A 19,386-nucleotide genomic window follows, 5' to 3' on the forward strand; every position below is an offset into this window, starting at 1 on the left:
TAGGCTTACAGTTGCGATCGCCTTAATCCATACAATACCAAACCAAAGACATGGCAGTTCTAAATCAGTTGTGAGATAGGTGGTTGGTGAGAACTACTACAAAATCACAACGATACGCAGATTTTATGAAATTGTTCTATCCATGTGAAGTTAATTCTGCCTCACCCGATCTTTCAACAAACTCTGATTTTGTCTATTCTGAGTCAAGCACAGTCGGATTTCGTGGATCCCTTGCATCTGTAAATAGGACAGCAGCGTATAGATAAAGATCACAATGCCAACCATTTCACAGAACTCTTCGATCACAGTGATCGCTACATAAAGCATATTTTGGGTGCCATAGAGGCTGTCGGTTAACGAAGCCATCATTTCCATGCCGAGTGCCCCAAAAATAAAAACGATGCCTGACAAGATAAACAGATGTCTGATTTTTTTGGGAAGGTGCGTGAGGAACTTTAGATACGACAGCGAAAAGAAAATCACAAAGGGAATTGCAAACAGTGTCCATCGGTATTGAAAAACACCATCAGTATGAATGATAGGTTTTAAAGCCCGAAAAAAAGTTTCACGCAGGGTTGCAACTTCGTCTACAGAAATATAAGTGAAGAGCGCAGACAGAGTGAACCAATGGCCGATATAAGGTTGTTTGGTTTTTCTGGCAATGAAGCCAATTAGTAAGAGTAGAAGGGCGCAAATAAGTAAGGTGATCGAAGAGTACCAAGTTGGTAAACTAGAATCGACACCAACATCAAGGCGAGATACTAGTCCCCTGAGTGTGATACCTAAAACATTGTGAGCAAAACTGGCAGCAAAACTAGCGATTGTCAGAACGATCACGATAGAAATCAGAAATCGGGCAACTTTTTTAGCCGAGATATGAAAGGTTTCCATGGCATCTCTTGCTGCTGACGACAGTTGAGTTGCCATCTTAGCTTAATTTCTCCTTAACCATACTCTACGGTAGTGGTATCTATGTGATGATTTTTTAGAACTATAGTGCTTCGCCTATCAGTAAATTACGCGTGTTGTGAGAGAGTTGCGCGGAGGGCAACTCTCTCACAACACCTTAATAGCACTATGCAAATTGATTAATTACGGGGCATAAGAGTTCCACCCCTACACCCCGTAATTAACCCAAGCGGGTACCGCCATATACGTCGTGAAATTTTGCAAGCCTAGTTTTTGACTATTGCTCACAACAATAGACCCTTACAAATTAAGTTTTTGAAATTGGTTTGGGCGGGAGCTTTGCCTCCACCCAAACGCATCTGTAAGAGGTCTGGCAGGTCAGTTTAAATGCCGCGCGCTATGGCATTTCAAGCCAACCTGTTGTTGAACAAACATCGATCAACGATGGTGCGTTAAAACTAAATTCTTTTGTCTTTCAACCGTTTCTACGCCTGAAGAAGTAGAACTTTCGGTTGCGTAGAATTGTTGCTCATCCAAGATTTTGATGGCAGTTTCCAGGTCTTTGGTAAGCTGTTGTGCTTTTTGTTTGGCAGAGCCTACGGCGTAGTCAGAAGCCGATAACGGTTGACCAATCCTGATCTCAACCTCACATCTCCAGCCAATCCAGGGGTTACTGTAGCGCAAACTAATCGGTACGATTTTTGTGCCCAAGCCAGGTTGTAGGACTTCGGCTTGCAGAGCGAGACGGGCTAAGCCTTGCTTTAGCGGATGTAGCTTGTTGTCTTGAAAGATCCCGCCTTCGGGAAAAATGACCAGGGCTTGCTGATCCTGGAGGATCTCGACTCCATGGCGCAGGCTGGCGATCGCTGGTTGTCTGGGATTAACAGGGAAGCCACCCAGTTGTCGAATAAACCACCCTTGAATGCCTTTGACTTCGTCTGACGTCACCATAAACCGTAAATCGCGCCCGGTCGCCCAACGTCCGGCGGCGTATCCCAGCATCAAGCCATCCCACCGCGAACGATGAGTCGGAGCCAAAATGATGGGACCTGTGGCTGGTAAATTTTCTTTTCCTTTGACCACGATGCGACGAAAGTAAAAGGGAAGGACACCCCAGCACGCCAGCGGATAGGCAAGAGGTGTCAACCAGGAAGACAGGTGAGAATCAATCGATTGGGTTTGACTCAGAGTCACGGTTTCTACAGGTTTTTTCAAGGACATTAAGGCAACCATAAGGCTTGATCGAAGTTGCTTGATTGCATCTAACATAAGCCTTTTCGTGATAGCTGCCGTCTTACTTAAGGACAGTTCTAGCGCTGTCCTGAATCGTCTGACGTATGCACAAATACATATAACTTTACAAAATATGCATCGTCTTGGGAATGGTTTTCCGCTCAATAATGTTTATTATGCTGGCGATGATGTTCAAACCAGAGCTGCAATTGCTGACGACAAGCGGATTCTAGAATTCCACCCAAAACCTGTAGGCGATGGTTTGAGCAGGCGCTATCGGGCAAGTTCAACACCGTTCGGATTGTGCCAGTTTTTGGATCGTCCACTCCATAGACCAATGTGCCAACCCGAGCTTGAATGATGGCTCCGGCACACATAGGGCAGGGTTCCAAAGTGACGTAGAGCGTGCATTGGTTTAATTTCCAGGTTTTGAGCGATCGCCCTGCCGCTTGTAACGCACGTATTTCGGCGTGGGCAGTCGGGTCATGATCTCGCTCTCGCCGATTTTCACCTTCCGCCACCAGAGTGCCATCGGCACCGACAATCACAGCACCCACCGGAATTTCCCCTGCATCACCGGCTGCCTGGGCAAGGGCGATCGCCCGACTCATCCAGTGGTAATGAGTCAAATAGTCTGGTGTATTGAGCAGGGGTGGAGGGATTTTGAGCATCTATGGCGATCGCATTAGCAAAGGATCTAAGCCGCCTTTGGTGTCTAAAGCATAGAGGTCGTCACACCCCCCTAGATGTTGATTATTGATAAAAATTTGAGGTACGGTTCGTCGTCCATTTGCCCGTTCTGCCATCTTTAGTCGGGCAGCACCATCACCATCGATTTTGTATTCGGTGTAGTTGACCCCTTTCCACCACAGCAATAGCTTGGCACGAATGCAATAGGGGCAGGTTTGCCAGGTGTAGATTTCTACAGTTGCCTTTACCTGTTCAGGATGACGACCCAAAAGAGGATTCAAAAAGTCCAGCATGAATATAATGTCCTGCGTTAGCTTTACAGATTTATGTCTATCGTCTATACCAAAATATTACGTTGATTTAATCTGCATTGCTGCCTCTAGAACCAAAGTAAAACCCAAGAGCCGTACCAATTAAACCTGTTTGAGCCGTTAATATAAACGTGATTAAATCTTTTACTAAAGAACTCGTTTTTTCAAAGGATTCTATTTTTTTCTCATCTATAAAGCCTGACATGATAGTTAAAGTGATAATTAATCCAAAACTTGCCGTTAATGTTCCAGCTAGTATTTTGATGAGAAATGTAGCTAACCGCGATCGCGTTGTCTCTTGTCTTTCTTCTAATCTAATATCTGTATCGACTTGAGACGGCAAGAGGTTTTCAATATTTATTTTCTGCGTTTGATCAAAACGATTTACCCTATCTTGATCTGGAAGTATCAAAACACGCTGTTCTTCCAAAGATTCGGGAGATATTCTTTGTTCTTCAGGTTCTATTACCATGACTCAATCACTGGAAGACTCACTTCAAGACAAGCTCACCAATAGAATTATCTTTGCGATGAACCAAAAGTCTACCTCCCTGGCTCGTCGTGATGTCATGAAGATAGGCAGACGTTGCAACCGCTTTTTTCAGCGCTAATTCAGGACTAATACCTTGTTGTTTTGCCAGCCAATTTAACAGATTGGCGACTTCTTGATCAATTTCAATACGGATATGAGTCTCAACAGTGGCAGCATATTGCACATCCCCACGGCTAACCCCTTGCGAAGCACTGTAGACGTTCTGTTGAGAAACATCACTCCCAAAAAAACTGAGATTGGCACTGTTGTCAGACGGGTTAGGTTCCATTGCTTTAATCCCTTGAAGCCATGCTGCACCTATAGTATATCTTTATCCTCAATGGCTCTAGCAGCCATTAGCTGACTTAGAGCCTACATACAGCACTCCTCTTTAATTTGTAAAAATGATCCGCTATTAGAAAGCACTCGCCTTTCGGGTGGGCGCTTTCACAACTGATTTAGGATTGCTATATAAAGATGAGTAACATTAACCTGTCTCATCACGTTTCCGATACGTTCCTAGGGATGAGTGTGGTATTTTTCAAAATCATTTCTCGATGACGAATAGTGGTTAAAGCGACTTCCCAGGGAAAAGTAAACGATTGAAAAGACGACGGTGAAATTCGATCTTTGTCTAAATCGACAACAACTTTGCGAAAGATTTCAAATAATTTGCGTCGCAGGGCTTCCAGTTCTTCCAAATTATCAATGGCTGGCACTTGCTCTAATAAATCGAGAATTTCCAGGTTATACATATCTGCTCGGTTTTTTTGATTTTCGACCAGCCACAGTCGCAATTGCCAAATACCGGAAAGACAAAGGACAGACATGGATAACAACAACCCGATCGGCTCGGAATATTCCACTAAAAAGTTAGGTTGATCCTGGTTGTAATAGGTTTTGGCACCTGCGTGGAGTGGAATTCCTAAATTTTCATTGGCTTCGGGAAGATGGATGCGAGCAGCCCTGGGATAAATCGACACCAGTTCGTTACGAAGTTCAAACAAGGTTTGAGTCACGTCGTGGATCACCTGTTCATCGACATCATCGTGGGTGACTAAGATTGCTCGAACCCCGACAACTGATAAATTTTGATCGGGAAGGGGAACGCTGCCATCGTAGGTGCCCTTGGGAATTTGGGTTGCCTCTAAATAGGGATAAACCAGTTGCATGGCTTCAACCTGATCGATGGGGATCAACTGGGCTTGGGTAGATTGCAGGAGTCCCTGAATAGAAGAACTGCCCAAAGCAATGACTCGAAATAGAGCATCAACGTTGCCTTGGCGCAAGGCGTCGTAAGCCTCGGTTGGGGGCAATGGCACAGGCTCAAAGTCGGCTTCTGTCATGCCATAGTGCTGGCTCAAAATCCAAAATAAGTCATAGGAACCACTGCCTTCGGGCATCAAGGCAACCCGTTTTCCTCGCAAATCCGCGATCGTTTCAATTCCAGAGTCGGACGTTGCAATGAGGTGAAACACTTCGGGAAAGAGAAAGGCAACAGCTCTGACCGAAGGGGTGACGGGAGTATCGCTTTGAACGATCGCCAGGTCTACCTGTTGCTGGCTCAACAGTTTCATATTGTCTGAAGAGCCGTTGGTTTCCTTAACCGTGATCTGGATGTGCGGATGATGCTGAGTGACCACTTTAGCCAGGGCTTGGGCAAAGGCATAATATTCGCCATCCTTCCCGCCGGTTGCAATGGTGAGATGGTAAACATACTTTTGCTCACGCATCCACAGGGTCGCAAAGGCGATCGCTGCAACAACGCTGAGCAGTACTAGGGGAAGCGTAAACCTGCTCTGCATGAATATCTTGCCCTTGGTTTTACCTTGGTTCTACTAGATTCTGCCCTATGGATTGAGTCGTCAGGCTTGAAAGTAGATTACACCAGCCTTATACCGTTTCTATAGCAATTGGGTAGATGGTTAGGACAGTGGGGGTGTGGGGGCTGCGCCCCCAGCCAGGGGTTCCACCCCTGCACCCCGTCCTAATTAACCCTTCAATTACTATATTTGGCTGTTGAGAGAGCGACGGCTCTGCTGTCGCTCTCTCAACAGGTTAATTAATCTGTGATCCTTAAGGTAAACCAAAACGTGGACCCCTGATTGGGGCGACTGATGACATCGATCTGTCCACCATGAGCTTGAATAATTTGCCGACACAGGTATAACCCCAGTCCGATTCCTGGCATATAGCGGGCACGCTTGCCCCGACTGTAGAGTTCAAACAGGTGTTGGCTTTGGTAAGGATCGATGCCAATGCCATTATCTTGAACAGTGCAGCGGAGGAGTTTTGTCGCAGGATGTAAGGCAGACCAGACACCCTTTTCAGCGTCTGAAGCAGAAGTGAGATGAAAAGATTGGTGAGGCGATCGCTTCTCCAAAACGTCTTGCCCGCGTTTGGGTGAAGCTGAAATCACCTCAGCATCTAACGTTAGCGTAATCCCAGAAGGATTGTGTTTTAGCGCATTGGTAATCAGATTGGAGTAGACGCGCCACAGTTGATCACTATCGGCATACACCAACGGCAAATCCGGACTGACCCGGTTAATCACAATAATGTCGTGTTTGTCGAGCAATGATCCGAGTTCGGCTAATACCGATGTCACCAGGGTATGCAATGGCAATGGTTGATAGTGCAGGTGAGAGGCTTGGACTTCGCAATCGTGGGCTTCTAGTAAAGAATTGATCAAGGTAAGTTGGCGATCGCTGCCTTGCAGTAAGCGTTCCAGGACAGATCGATCGATTGAAATTTTAGGATCCGGAGTCTTCAATAAATTTTGCAGGACGATAGATGTGCCCATAACGGGTGTTCGCAGATCGTGAGAAACCGAATGCAGAAATACTTTTAACTGCCGCTGCGACTCAAATTCTGCCCGCTTGAGTTGTTCATACATGTAAACTCCCAGATCACAAATGGCACAAAACCAAAACAGGTAGATAAAAATGCCCGAATTGTAAATCGGGACATCACCAACCTGAGTTAAACCCAAAACTGGATTCACACCCACGTAATAGAGAAGTGTGATTCCCTGCGACAACAAATGCAATCGCCAGTTGACTGGCATCAATGCTGCCTGCGCTAAAAACACCAGCGACCACCCTGATGGATCGATCGTGGGCAACTGCATGAGTGTCCCAATAATTTGTGGGATCAGGGTAACAGACCAGGAAAAACACAGAAAAGACTGCGCTGGATAGCGTTTGCCCCAGGCTGTTTTTTGCAAAATAAAGCAGGCAATCAACAAAATGCCAATGACCCAATTGGTGATCATTGAGACGTCTCGACAGCGATCGGCAAAGGATGGGTCCCCTAACATGCGGGTGACTTGCTCGTTGAATTCATCTGCCCGTAGATACATTTCATAGATGTTTTGCAACACCAGGGTGAAGTAACACGGAAACGCAATCCACAAACAAATTTGAAAGCGATCGCGCAAAAATTGGTGTCGCCATGCGCGAAAGTCTGCCGATTCGGGTGGGCTCTTAAACCGCTCTAACCACTTGCTGCCTTGGCGGACAACTTGCTTCAATCCGTCTTTATATGCCAATCCGGGTCGTCGAGTTGAAGGTGCCATAGATAAAGTTTTTTCAGCCAAAAGCAATCTAAACCGGACATAGTTACCCCTACTGCTGATCAATAAAGCACGGAAGCCAAGCTGCCGGAAATTGCCCGATCGGGTGACTCCAGCATCCGCACCATCGATCAAGCTAAGCTAGGAGTCTGCCAGCTTTCATCGCGTATGTTTTTCTACAGGTGTGCTGTGCAATCTGCCGCACACCATCAGGATTTACGCACGCTCAGACGATCCAGGGCATTTCTGGGATGGGTCGGGGGCTTCGCCTCCGACCCGTGAAACACCCCGATAGACTCGATTCAAAGTTTTACAACGGGGTGCAGGGGTTACACCCCTGCATGGGGGCTGCGTCCCCACACCCCATATTGCAAAATTTAGTATTCGCAACGCGAGTACTGACCCTTCAGACTTTGCTAAGGAGACGCCCATCATTTATGCCATCTGTCTATTGCCGTAAAGGTCATGCCAACCAACTCAACTACCGATTTTGTGCTGTCTGTGGCGAGCAGTTAGAGCCTGCCGGTCAACGGGTTGAACTAGGAATGACATTGGGCGATCGCTACGAAGTGAAACGAGAATTGGGGCAGGGTGGCTTTGGCAAAACCTATTTGGCAACCGATCGGCATCGGTTTAATGAATTCTGTGTGTTGAAAGAATTTGCCCCTCAAGTGCAGGGCAGTCAGGCATTACAGAAGGCAAAAGAATTATTTGAGCGAGAAGCCGGGGTGCTTTATCGGCTACAGCATCCACAAATCCCTAAATTTCGAGAGATGTTTCAGGCAAATTTCGATCATCAGGGACGGCTGTTTTTGGTACAGGATTATGTCGAAGGACAGACCTATCGCCAAATTTTAGAAACTCGTCGGCAGCAAGGATTTTACTTCACAGAAGCGGAGATCCGGCAATTTTTGAGTCATGTGTTGCCTGTGTTGCACTACATCCACTCCGTCGGCGTCATTCATCGCGATATTGCCCCCGACAACTTGATCTGGCGTACGTCTGACCAATTGCCAGTGTTGATTGATTTTGGTGGCGTCAAACAGGTAGCCGCGATCGCCGCGTCTGAATTTGTCCAACCGGGTCACGTTGCCGCAACTCCCGCAACCCGACTGGGTAAAGTAGGCTATGCCCCTGCCGAGCAAATGCAGTTGGGCGAAGCGTTTCCTCATAGTGACCTGTATGCCTTAGCGATGACGGTACTGGTATTGCTGACGGGCAAAGAGCCGCAAGAATTGCTCAGCCAACCGCATGCGTGGTACTCGCAGGTCTTATTGAGTCAACCACTCAGGGCGGCTATCGAACGAATGTTGTCACCGCATATGGGCGATCGCTTTCAATCTGCGGCAGAGGTGATGCGATCGCTCAATCTCCAACCGGCTTCTTCAGGGTCGATACCACCCTCTCTGCCAGATCAGTATGCGGCGTTCAATGGCGCTAACAACTACGTGCCTACGGCATCTCCTCTACAGTCCTCTGCACCATCCGGTTTTCAAGCAGGATCACCTGCATCGCCTCCTGCACCCGCCTATCCATCTCCCTACCCATCCACAGCTCTACCCACAAAGGCAGTCTCACCTGCTGCCGCTGCCAATGCTTACGCACCCAGAGCAACCCCACCCGCCCATCGCCGATCATCCGGTTGGTGGATCGGGGTGATGGTGATATTACTCAGTGGTGCCGTCAGCGGTGCGATATGGTGGACTCGCGATCGCTGGATACCCGTGCTATCCAGCTTGGGTTCATCTGGACAAGGAGTAGACCCAGACGGTAACGGCACGAACGGCGATACAAACAGTTTTTCGCGACAAGAGCAAGAACGAAAAGCCGCACTGGTCAAACGTTATCAGGAGTTGGGGGTAGACGCCAAATTTTTGACACAACTGACCAATGATAGTTTTTACAGTCGCTATCCCGATCAACAAGGACGAACGCTGACAGCAAGTCCAGACGATGCAGAATGGCGGCAAAAGTGGGATGCGATCGCCAGCGACTGGCTGGATACGTTGGATCAACAGTTGAGCGCAGAAGCGCTGAGTCAATTGGGAAGCTATACCCCCCAGGATCGGGAAGCCTGGAAAACCCGTGTCAATCGCTTATATGTCGGTAGTCGTTCGTTGAATGATTTGACAGACGGACGATTCTTTCAGCTGTTTCCCCAATACCGGAACCAGACTTTTATCGACCAACCGATCGGACAGGTCTGGCAGGCGATCGCCCTTGATACCGTCAAATCCCTCGAAGCGGGTGAAACGCTGGCACCCATTACTTTTGCTCAGGGTCAATTTAGTACACAGGTCAGTGGCACCCTTAATCCAGGCGAGGGCAAAGTCTACATCGCCTCTTTGTCGGAAGGGCAAATCATGCGGGTCAATATGCAAACTGATGCCAAGCAAGCCCAGTTTTCTATTTATCTGCCTCGTCCGACGGCGCAATTGCCTGCGATTCTGGAAGATTCTCAACAATTGGTCTGGTCTGGCAGACTGACGCAATCAGGATTTTATGAATTTGTCATCGTTGCTACGGGGTCTCATCCCATTTCGTATCAACTAAATCTGGCAGTGGACAATATCACGTCTGCACCCATTGCCCCCGCTCATCCCGAAGCCCCCGAAGCTAAAGATTGACATGACAAAAAGGTAGGGATTGGGGTTGGGAGTGCGGCGACGCCGCACTCCCAACCCCAATCCCTGAGTTTATAGCAGTCGAGGGGTTGATGAAGATAAAGGTTATGTGAGAACCCGCGCGGAGCGCGGGTTCTCACATAACTTCCTGATTTAACCGTCTCGACGGTTGCTATATCTGCCGGGTCTGTCTGATGAGATGTTTATGAAATGCCGACTCGATCAGGGTCTTCCTGGCTTTCAAAGTCTTCAACCAGGAAGCGATCGTCTTCGGTTTCAAATTCTCTCTGTTCAATGACAATATCAGCTCCGTTGATCACGGCTCCCAGGAATTGTAGATCCTCCGATTCGGCAAATTGCTCAACCGCTTCGGTGAGTAAGCCTTCTTCGGTAAAGCCAGGGCGTGTTACCAAGATCATGCCATCCGTCATCGGCTCCAACAGCAAGGCGTCGCTATATCGACTTAAGGGAGGGGTATCGAGCAAGACCAGATCAAACCGACCTCGGACATCGTCCAATAATCGTCGAATTTCGCTCGATTCTAAAATGGCTGAGGCTTGCCGTTGGGCACCCGGACTGGGCAACACATAGAGATTCTCAACTTCCGGAACCAGACGGATGCAATCGCTCAACTGACCGTAATAACGCAGAGGTTCCATGGCGCTTTCGGGGTCCGGTGCGACTTTTAATGCCTTTGCCTGGGATGGCGATCGCAAATCTGCCTCAATCAACAGGGTGCGTTTACCAGCTCTAGCAGAGGCGATCGCCAAATTGTAAGCGGCAACCGTTTTCCCTTCACTATTAACCGTACTGGTTAACAACAACAACTTCAGGGGCTTACCCCCCACCGCTGCCCGTCGCAAATTACTGCGGAACCGTTCGTAAGGCTCCATATAAGGCGAATCGGGTTCCAAAATCACCGGAATCGTATCTGCATCGGTTACGGGCAGTAAGGGCAACAGACCCAACACCGGGACTTCCTGCTGTTTCAGAGCATTCTGCAAATCCGGTAAGGTGTGGAAAGTGGCATCCAACGAATCGAGCAACAGCACCAAACCGCCGCCAACCAGAATGCCTACAATGCCCCCGACAACCAAAATCACAATCGGGTTACTGGTCTGCTCGGTCGCCAACTCCGTCCGGGGTGCCTGAATCATGACCAGGCTTCCAACCGTCTCATTTTGGGCGATCGTGACATCCGTTAAGCGGGCTTGCAACTGGTCATAAAACGACTGTTTTAGGGCAACCTGCTGTTGCAATCGGGCTAAATCGAGTTGCTTATTGGGTAAACCAGAATATTCCTGCCGGAGTTGCTGTTCCGAAGATCGAAGGGTAGATAGTTGCTGGACCAGCGTGTCGCGTTGAGTCTTCAGATTAACCAGCGTATCTGCCAGCTGTTGTCGTGCCGGATCGAGACTACTGGCCTGCCGAATAGATGACGCAGCATTCAAAGGAGCCGCCTGCCCACCCCCAATCACTTCGACAACTCGCTGTTGCAACATTTGCTCATACGCCTGTTGCTGGTTTCTCAGCTCTACCATCGTGGGATGTTCAGGGCGCAAGGTCTGACTCAGCAATGCCATTTGCGTTTCACTTTCGTGAATCCGGGCGCGTAAGTCAGCCACGATCGGGTCAGCACTCAATGCAGATGAGGCATAGGCTTGATCCGGCGATAAGCCCAACCGCGCCTGCAAACTTTGCATCTGAGCATCAATCCCTTGAATGCTTAAGATCATCTGTCGCTGCTGTTCTTGCCCACCCGCAATGGCTCCTAGCAAATTGCCGTCTTCAGCCGCTTGAATCGCGGGACCCTCGGTGCGGATATAGCGTTCTAAATTTTGTTCGGCGGCTCGCAGTTCGCCTTCAACCTTGGGCAATAGCTCATTCAAATTGGTCAAAATTCTGTCTAACTGTTGAGCATTAAATTGGCGACTCTGCTCAATAATTGCCTCAACCAGTAGTGTATTAACCAGTTGCACTCGTTCATCGTTTGAGTCTTGATAGCTGACTAAAACATAAAAACCAGGCTGCTCTTCGGTTTGATCGGGGTTAACAACTACTTTGGCATTGACCCGGAGAAGATTTGGATCAATTTGCACCTGCTGTTCCGCCAGTTTTTTGGAAACCAGCTCTATCACGTAATCGGAGAGTAATGCTTCTGCGGTCAGACCCTGACCACGTTGCTGTAGCTCAGCTCCGGTTTGAGAGAGGGTGACAGGAGGCGTTGCATAGGTCAGCAATGCTTGCGACAGATAGCTGGCCGGAGGAGCGGGTTGCAAGGCTGCAACCCCAGAAAGACCAAGAACTACGGCAAACCCAGCTATTCCAGCCCATTTGTGTCGATCGAGAGCTACTAAATAACGCTTAACAAACGGTGGAGCCATAACTACATAATAGAGTGCTAATCGTTTGCAAAATTTAAAGCTGCAACAGCAGAAGTGATGAACCTAAACATTAGGGTTTATCCTTCATTTATCTGTTGCCTAGTCATTATCGTCATCTCCGGATGGTCTAAACAAATCGCTGGCACTATTTGTCAAACTATCAAAAAATAGAACAAAGCCCAACACATCTCTGAAGGGTTGGGTAAATGTATTGAGGGCGTAGGTAATACGAGCGATGAGATTACGCCCAACCACGATAACATCATTATGCTCAACGGGGGGATTCTCAGCCATGTCGCCTCGCAGGGCATGACGACCATCAACTTCCTGGGTGATGGCTTTTCCTGAAATCGGGTCAAACCGGATTAAGGCAATATCACCCATATCCGCTCTATCCAGACTGGGTGAAATATTGGTTAGCGCATCTAAAAATCGGCTGCCGTTAGGAAGAACGATATTTCTTAAGGTTGCGGATCCTCTGGCACCGCCAGTACCCGCAGAATAATCTAAGACACGAATTGTAATTTGCTGCTGTGCCAGGGTTGTGCGCGCAATTAAGCTGCGATCGTAATCGTCTACGTCTAACCCGTCCAGACTGGTCACAATCACCGAATCACCATTTTCCAAACGAATTTCTGGAATGGAATTAGATTCTCGCAATGGCGTATACAGGTCAATATTCCGTTCCACAACTGAGCCGTCATCAAGATAGCGACGCACTCTCACGGCACGGAGATCCGCTAAGCGAGTAGTGCCCCCGGCAGAGGCGATCGCCACTGCAATTTGAGGATTGGGCAGGGCGTAAAGACCGGGAGCAGCAACCTCCCCAGCAACGGTTACTTGCACAGGACGTTGAGCCGTCAAAATCGCTTCGACGTCTGGGTCAATCACATAGCGATTCAGCTCTGTGCGCACTAAATTTTCTGCTTCTGGAATCGTTAACCCCTGAAGACGACGCACACCCGCCAGGGGGATAATCACATTCCCTTGCAGGTCGAGCGACCCCTGAAAGCTCAGGTCTGGAAATTGTTTAACATTAAAAAAGACCGTATCTCCGGGCCCCAGACGATAGCTATTAAACGTCGGATCTTGCCAGGAAGAATTCACATCAAATCCTGGTGTTTCAATCGGTATGGGGCTGGGTTGGCTGATTTCTCCGGTCGGGGTCAGGAGGTTTTGCCTGGCATCTTCTAAGGATTGCTCGGTAGTCGTAGGTGGACTATCGGCAGTGGGCGGCGGGTAAGACGATTCAGGCGTCTGGGCGATCGCACCAGAGGGAGTTGTCGCTGAGTGGGCAATCCACAACAACAGCGCCAGCGGCAAATAGGTGGCGATCGCATACAGGTGAATCAGAGAAATAGCCTGAAACCGACGCAGGAGCTGAGAGGGGGCTTTCATCATGAGACTAGAAATAGTGACGAACTCCGTTGATTGAATGCTTGGATTAAGTAGACTCTAACCTAAGCGGACCCTGCATTAAAGTAGCTTGAACAGTTTGCCCTAAAGACTCTGCTAAGGGTCGCACGGACTCGATGTCTCCGAGGGGTTTGATCGGCAGTAAAATGCTGACTGCAATCCAGGGCATTCGTTGGCGAAACCTGAGTTGAGTCAGTTGGTCTGACCAAAACCAATTTCCGGGGGAAGGACTGCCCCCAGTTGACCAGCTATACCATTGCAGGACGGCATAGGTTTGTTTCTGGTTCCAGCCTCTAAAAAACTGGGCGCGAATTTTAGTTTGCCCCGGCTCAGCATCTGCTCTGGGGACGGAGATTTGCAGCGTCTGGTGATGATCCGCCGTCCAGTGCTCAATGCCATTCACATCCGTCCAGTCTATCTGCGGCTGATCTTTGTAGAACGTTTGCGGGCGCATCATTAAAATGACGGGACCTCGGAGATCGGTCGGCGGATTGGGCATATCCGGTGAGAGGGTTTGGATAGACCATTTATGACCGCCAATTTCATCAATCCGATGATCCGTACTTTGCCAACCTGCTAACGTTAACCCTTGCTTTTGCAAGGTTTGCAGTTCGGAGGTTGCTTCCAGTTGCGGCGGATTGACCCAGAGCCATTGCCCGGTGACGTAGTTTGGAATCGCATGAACTGCGGCGATCGCCAGGATAAAAATAACGATCCAAATTTTAATCAGTTGCGATCGCCGAGAAGGTTGAGTCAGGGGCACCATCGGATTTAACCGTTGTGTAAGTGAACTTCAGTGAGAAACCGAAATTAATAAACTCGTAGTTTTTGGTGTGAGAGTGGGGGCTGCGCCCCCACTCTCACACCAAAAATTAGTTTTTTATTTTAATGGGTCATCCTTTCCCACTTCGGTAGTGGTATTCATCTAATGATTTTTTGTGGCGCGGGCGACGCCCGCGCTACAGAAAATCATTACATTTCTAGGACTACCCCCATTCCTCAGGTCGTTTGTTCTAGTTCGGGTTTAGGACTAAACAGCCGTTCAATCCATTTCAGCAGCACCATTAAAAACCCTAGCATTAGTGCCGAATAGACATCGCCTCCCCAGCCTTCGTGCAACCAATCGAATGCGGCTTCTCGACCCGTGCCATGAAAAAAGGTCAGCAATGTATTGCGAATAATATTGGCACTAACACTAACAGCAACAATTCCAGTAAAAAACAGGATAGTTTTGCTACGAGATGTCCAATTTCCTGTCCAATACAGCAGCATTAACCCGACATAAAAGCTGGTAAATAGCATTTTCAATCCGGCACAGTAGGGGGCAACCTCTACAATCCGATCATTCACAAACAGATAAATGTGCTCGACCCGAACGTTCATGCCAAATTGCAGCAAGATAAAGCCCGCCATATTGGCAATGAAGCTCTGCAAGGGTAAGGTGTAGGGCGCAATCAGATAGGGAATTTGATTCGGGGTTGCAAAAAAGATTAAAACCAGTGCAAAGCCCTGAAGCGATAAACCGGGTATGCCTTTGAGCCAGAGACAGAGTCCGATCAAAACAAGGGGAAGTGAAAGGTTCAGCAAATCGGTTAAGTTGCTGAGATAGCAAAGGATGCCAACAATCAGTATGGCAATGCCTGACCAGTGAGACTGATCAGGCAACTTTGACCATTCTTTGCGGTTGAGCCACACCAGATATGCCGCAAACGGTAACCCGATTAGCCCATGGCTGAAATATTCGTGCTCGATACTAATAGATTTATTCAGCCAGCCATCGTACCAGTAGATCACTAAAGGCGCGTAAAGCAGCAACAATAGTGCAGCTACCAGTCCTATTGGCAGATAACGTTCAAGGTTTCGGGTAAGCCGATGCCTTGTTTCCATGATGGTTAGCCTATGACAACAGATTGTATGATTGTTGCGCTGAAATCGGGGCTGACGCAACGATTGTTTCAATCGCAGCAACGACTTGAGAAATTTGAGGCGTGGTCAAGCCCGGATACATGGGCAACGAGAGAATTTCCTGACAGAGTGCTTCTGAGTGGGGAAAATCACCGGGTTGATGCCCGAGATGGTGAAACGCCGGTTGCAGATGACAGGGGGTAGGGTAATGAATGCCAGTTTGAATGCCTTGTTCTGCCAGTTTAGCTTGTAGGGTGTTGCGGTCTATCGGGCACTGTTCGGTCAGGCGAATGACGTAGAGGTGATAGACGTGTCCGGCATCACTGTGGTTTTCTAGAGGGACGATACCCCGGTGGCTGAGAGGTTCTAGTAAGGCATCATACTGTTGAGCAATGTCGTAGCGATCGCGATTCCAGTTTGCCAGATAGGGCAATTTTACGTTTAAGATAGCCGCTTGCACGGTATCCAGTCGGCTATTGGTGCCGTAGTCGGTATGGTAATACTTGCGAGGCGCACCGTAATTTCGTAGCGATCGCATCGTTTGATCGATGATCCATTCGCGGGTGACTAAAATGCCACCATCGCCAAAGGCACCCAGATTTTTGCTGGGATATAAGCTAAACGCAGCAGCAGTGCCAACCGCACCAGCCCGATAGCCATCTCTTTCTGCCAGATGGGCTTGAGCCGCATCTTCAAAAATCATCAAGTCATAGGTGCTGGCAAGATCGAGCAGTTGCCGAGGAGACACCATCTGACCATAGAGATGGACTGGAAGAATGGCTCGGGTTCGAGGGTTGATCGCTTTTTCGGCTGCCATCAGGTCGAGCAATGCGGTTTTAGGATCGCAATCTACAAATACGGGAGTTGCCCCCGATCGCAGAACGCCGATGAGCGTCGCTACAAATGTATTGGCAGGAAGAATTACCTCATCACCCGGTCCAATGCCGCAAGCTTGTAACCCCAGAGCGATCGCATCTGTACCAGAAGCGACCCCAATGCCATATTGGGTATGACAAACGTTAGCAAACGCCGTTTCAAACTCTGCTAAAGCCTGTCCCAATACATAATCACCCTGTTGCATGACAGACAGGACAGCTTTTTCCAGTTCGGCTTGAATGGGCTGATGCATAAGTTGGAGATCCATAAAGGGGATCGCCCTTGAGATAGAACTATGCATTGAAGATACTTGGGAGACTGTAGTAGCGATTTGCACGGGTTTAAGGGTGTCAAACGTTAAGGTTTCTAAACTATTTATGGTCGATGGAGAGGTGAATTGAACACCGTAAAACGTTGAAGAGTCTATGAAGCAAGAATAGGCTCAACACCTGGAGAAAAAGTTTTGTTCACAAAATTTTCTCTTCTTAGCATTCCCTTTCCCGCCAAAGACCTATCAAACCAAATCCAGCAGGCAATGCCAGAAGAGTCCGTAGCCCTGCGGCAATAACCCGTATCGTTTTTGACCACAAAACTCCATCGCTTACACAAAATCGTCATGACACCGATGGTTTTCTCAGGGTTTGAGGGCGTTTTGAAAAGTAACCCCGGCAGCCAACCAGCTAAATTTTCTACGGATCAAGACCGTCCTAGCCCTAATCAAATCTTTAAAAACGTAAGGACGGCTTTGCCCGGGAACAACCGCCGCGATGGTTAAAATCCTGCACGCTGTCTTAATCGCTTATCGGATCGGGTAGTGGTATTTATGTAACGATTTTTTGTGGCGAGGGCGACGCCCTCGCCACAAAAAGCCCTCGCCACAAAAAATCGTTACTTTTTTAGGACGACATCGGATCGCCGATCAATTCCTCTGTCATTCGTTTTGGACGAGCGACGGCTCCGCCGTCGCTCGTCCAAAACGAAGTGGAATTGATAAAATCCGCAAGCCTACGCCGATTACTCTGAATTGATAATGAATGTGACGGAGTTGATACTTTTTGTAGAGAGAATCAGGGGAGCTGCTTGAACCCGTTGATCCGACCGTGTAGCAAGCGCCCACAAACCGTTTCATCCATCTCATTAGGGGTCGATTTCGGGCATTTCAGCAGTTTAATCGCTCAGAGGGTTAGTTAACACTCCGAAAAGATGCTACGTTAATCCTGACAATAAACGTAAGTGTAAAAACTTTTTATGCGAGTCGTGGCTCTTGTCCCTGGTGGGATTGGTGACCAAATCCTTTTTTTCCCTACTCTCGACGATCTCAAGCTGACCTATCCGGCAGCTGAAATAGATGTTGTTGTAGAACCGAGGGCTAAGGGTGCTTATCGAGTCTGTAAGTCGGTTGATGATGTCATTGGATTTAACTTCAAAGATCGCAACAGTCCAGCAGATTGGGCAAATTTGTTGGGTATCTTGCGCGATCGCTCCTACGATGTTGCTCTGTCTCTGGGGCAAAACTCAGGAGTAGGGCTATTACTCTGGCTTACGGGTATTCCCTATCGAATCAGTTATGGCGGCAGCTTGGGGAGCATGTTTTTAACAAACCCCATTCCTTTAAAAACTGAGCAATATGCTGCCAGTATGTATCACGACCTGTTACTGGGTCTGGATATTCAGACGCCTTGCCCCGACTTATCCATTAGCATTCCTAAGTCAGATCTAGACTGGGCAGACGCCGAGCAGAAAAAACTGGGAATCGCAGGTAGTGGGTATGTCATTGTTCATGGCGGATCGAGCCAATTGGCACAAGTCAAGGGCATTGACAAGATCTATCCGGTGGAAAATTGGCAACAGATCATCCGAGATTTCCAAAAACGGCAACCTGAACTGCCAATCGTGGTGGTACAGGGGCCGGAAGACAAAGAATTTGTGGCGGCATTGCTACGAGTTTGTCCGAGTCTTAAGATCATCAGTCCCGCAGATATTGGCAAGCTGGCTGCCATGATTGCAGGTGCTAATTTGATGATCTGCACCGATAGTGCTCCTATGCACTTGGCAGTGGCACTTCAGGTTTATACTCTGGCGCTGTTTGGTCCGACCGACCCGGCAAAACTGCTGCCTGCTAGCGATAAATTCCTGGGTATCAAGTCTCCCACGGGCAAGATGTCTGACATTGCACCCCAAACCGTTTTAGCCAAAGTCTGGGGAGAAAGTTAGAGAAGAAAGTCTGGGGAGAAAGTTCAGACCACTCATCTAAAGCGAAAGGCTATGGCGACGACCTTTTTGCTTACCCAGTTTTAAGACTGAAAGGATCAAGCGATGAAGCATGGGGGGGGAAAGCCAGCGGTATTTCTCGACCGAGACGGTGTTTTAAATATTGAAGCGGGCTATATTCACCAGATCGAGGATTTAAACCTGGTGCCGGGAGCGGCGCAGGCGGTTCGGCGGTTAAACGATCTGGGGATTTTCTGTTGTCTGGCTTCTAATCAAGCGGGACCGGCTCGGGGCTATTACCCTCTCAGTCATGTCGAAGCGTTGCATCAACGTTTAAGTGGGTTGCTGGCATCTGAAGCGGGGGCAACATTGGATGCGCTTTATTATTGCCCACATCTCAGTGCCCTGGAGGGTGGGGTTGATCCTCAATTTACTCAATGGACAACCTGGCGCAAGCCCAATACAGGGATGTTAGTGGCAGCCGCCTGGAACCATGATTTGGACTTAAGCCAAAGCTTTATGGTGGGTGATAAAGCGACAGATGTTGACTTGGCGCATAACGCAGGTTGTACGGGCATTTTGGTACAAACTGGGTATGGCGATCGCGTTCTCAGTGGCGACTATCAGCACCATACCCAGCCCGATTACATTGCCGCAGATTTACCGGAAGCCGTGGATTGGATCTGTGAAGTGTTTTCTAAAAGGCTTGCCGGATAAGGCT

The 19,386-nt window shown here is 48.5% G+C and carries 16 protein-coding genes; 3 read left to right on the top strand and 13 right to left on the bottom strand.

Annotated elements, in window-relative coordinates:
• Positions 1-150: 150 nt before the first annotated feature.
• The 8 genes from ACR6Z4_RS14240 to ACR6Z4_RS14275 all read right to left on the bottom strand — a co-directional run bounded on the left by ACR6Z4_RS14240 (position 151) and on the right by ACR6Z4_RS14275 (position 7,252).
• Positions 151-927 carry a hypothetical protein gene (locus tag ACR6Z4_RS14240; RefSeq protein ID WP_479717951.1) on the bottom strand — a complete coding sequence of 259 codons (777 nt, stop codon included), beginning with the start codon at positions 925-927 and terminating at the stop codon, positions 151-153.
• Positions 928-1,347: 420 nt separating this feature from the next.
• Positions 1,348-2,130, bottom strand: coding sequence for a lysophospholipid acyltransferase family protein (locus tag ACR6Z4_RS14245; protein ID WP_479717952.1), 783 nt, complete (start codon positions 2,128-2,130; stop codon positions 1,348-1,350).
• 173 nt (positions 2,131-2,303) lie between these two features.
• The gene (tadA, locus tag ACR6Z4_RS14250; protein ID WP_479717953.1) at positions 2,304-2,813 is read right to left on the bottom strand and encodes a tRNA adenosine(34) deaminase TadA; all 510 of its coding nucleotides are present in this window, start codon (positions 2,811-2,813) and stop codon (positions 2,304-2,306) included.
• Positions 2,814-3,125, bottom strand: coding sequence for a glutaredoxin 3 (grxC, locus tag ACR6Z4_RS14255; protein WP_479717954.1), 312 nt, complete (start codon positions 3,123-3,125; stop codon positions 2,814-2,816).
• A 67-nt stretch (positions 3,126-3,192) separates the two neighbouring features.
• On the bottom strand, positions 3,193-3,615 hold the full coding sequence (locus tag ACR6Z4_RS14260; protein WP_479717955.1) for a hypothetical protein: 423 nt from the start codon (positions 3,613-3,615) through the stop codon (positions 3,193-3,195).
• Between the two features lie 19 nt (positions 3,616-3,634).
• Positions 3,635-3,964, bottom strand: a complete 330-nt coding sequence (locus tag ACR6Z4_RS14265; RefSeq protein WP_479717956.1) for a hypothetical protein — start codon at positions 3,962-3,964, stop codon at positions 3,635-3,637.
• 211 nt (positions 3,965-4,175) lie between these two features.
• Positions 4,176-5,480 (bottom strand): TAXI family TRAP transporter solute-binding subunit, encoded by a 1,305-nt coding sequence (locus tag ACR6Z4_RS14270; RefSeq protein ID WP_479717957.1) that lies wholly within the window; start codon positions 5,478-5,480, stop codon positions 4,176-4,178.
• A 257-nt stretch (positions 5,481-5,737) separates the two neighbouring features.
• Positions 5,738-7,252 carry a sensor histidine kinase gene (locus ACR6Z4_RS14275; protein ID WP_479717958.1) on the bottom strand — a complete coding sequence of 505 codons (1,515 nt, stop codon included), beginning with the start codon at positions 7,250-7,252 and terminating at the stop codon, positions 5,738-5,740.
• 434 nt (positions 7,253-7,686) lie between these two features.
• Here ACR6Z4_RS14275 and ACR6Z4_RS14280 point away from each other — a divergent pair, with 434 nt between their 5' ends.
• Positions 7,687-9,876: a protein kinase domain-containing protein gene (locus tag ACR6Z4_RS14280; RefSeq protein ID WP_479717959.1), complete on the top strand. Its 2,190-nt coding sequence runs from the start codon at positions 7,687-7,689 to the stop codon at positions 9,874-9,876.
• A 200-nt stretch (positions 9,877-10,076) separates the two neighbouring features.
• Here the strand turns inward: ACR6Z4_RS14280 and ACR6Z4_RS14285 are convergent, their stop codons facing one another.
• The 5 genes from ACR6Z4_RS14285 to ACR6Z4_RS14305 all read right to left on the bottom strand — a co-directional run bounded on the left by ACR6Z4_RS14285 (position 10,077) and on the right by ACR6Z4_RS14305 (position 16,722).
• Positions 10,077-12,257, bottom strand: coding sequence for a GumC family protein (locus ACR6Z4_RS14285; protein WP_479717960.1), 2,181 nt, complete (start codon positions 12,255-12,257; stop codon positions 10,077-10,079).
• Between the two features lie 99 nt (positions 12,258-12,356).
• On the bottom strand, positions 12,357-13,658 hold the full coding sequence (locus ACR6Z4_RS14290) for a polysaccharide biosynthesis/export family protein (protein ID WP_479717961.1): 1,302 nt from the start codon (positions 13,656-13,658) through the stop codon (positions 12,357-12,359).
• Positions 13,659-13,701: 43 nt separating this feature from the next.
• Positions 13,702-14,439, bottom strand: a complete 738-nt coding sequence (locus ACR6Z4_RS14295; protein WP_479717962.1) for a cyanoexosortase B system-associated protein — start codon at positions 14,437-14,439, stop codon at positions 13,702-13,704.
• A 233-nt stretch (positions 14,440-14,672) separates the two neighbouring features.
• Positions 14,673-15,560: a cyanoexosortase B gene (crtB, locus tag ACR6Z4_RS14300; protein WP_479717963.1), complete on the bottom strand. Its 888-nt coding sequence runs from the start codon at positions 15,558-15,560 to the stop codon at positions 14,673-14,675.
• Between the two features lie 10 nt (positions 15,561-15,570).
• On the bottom strand, positions 15,571-16,722 hold the full coding sequence (locus tag ACR6Z4_RS14305; RefSeq protein WP_479717964.1) for a DegT/DnrJ/EryC1/StrS family aminotransferase: 1,152 nt from the start codon (positions 16,720-16,722) through the stop codon (positions 15,571-15,573).
• A 980-nt stretch (positions 16,723-17,702) separates the two neighbouring features.
• Here ACR6Z4_RS14305 and ACR6Z4_RS14310 point away from each other — a divergent pair.
• Positions 17,703-18,668 carry a glycosyltransferase family 9 protein gene (locus ACR6Z4_RS14310; RefSeq protein ID WP_479717965.1) on the top strand — a complete coding sequence of 322 codons (966 nt, stop codon included), beginning with the start codon at positions 17,703-17,705 and terminating at the stop codon, positions 18,666-18,668.
• Positions 18,669-18,770: 102 nt separating this feature from the next.
• Entirely contained in the window at positions 18,771-19,382 is a 612-nt protein-coding gene (locus tag ACR6Z4_RS14315) for a D-glycero-alpha-D-manno-heptose-1,7-bisphosphate 7-phosphatase (protein WP_479717966.1), read from the top strand.
• The last annotated feature ends 4 nt before the right edge of the window (positions 19,383-19,386 follow it).

The sequence above is a fragment of the Calyptranema fuscum S582 genome (assembly GCF_055793305.1).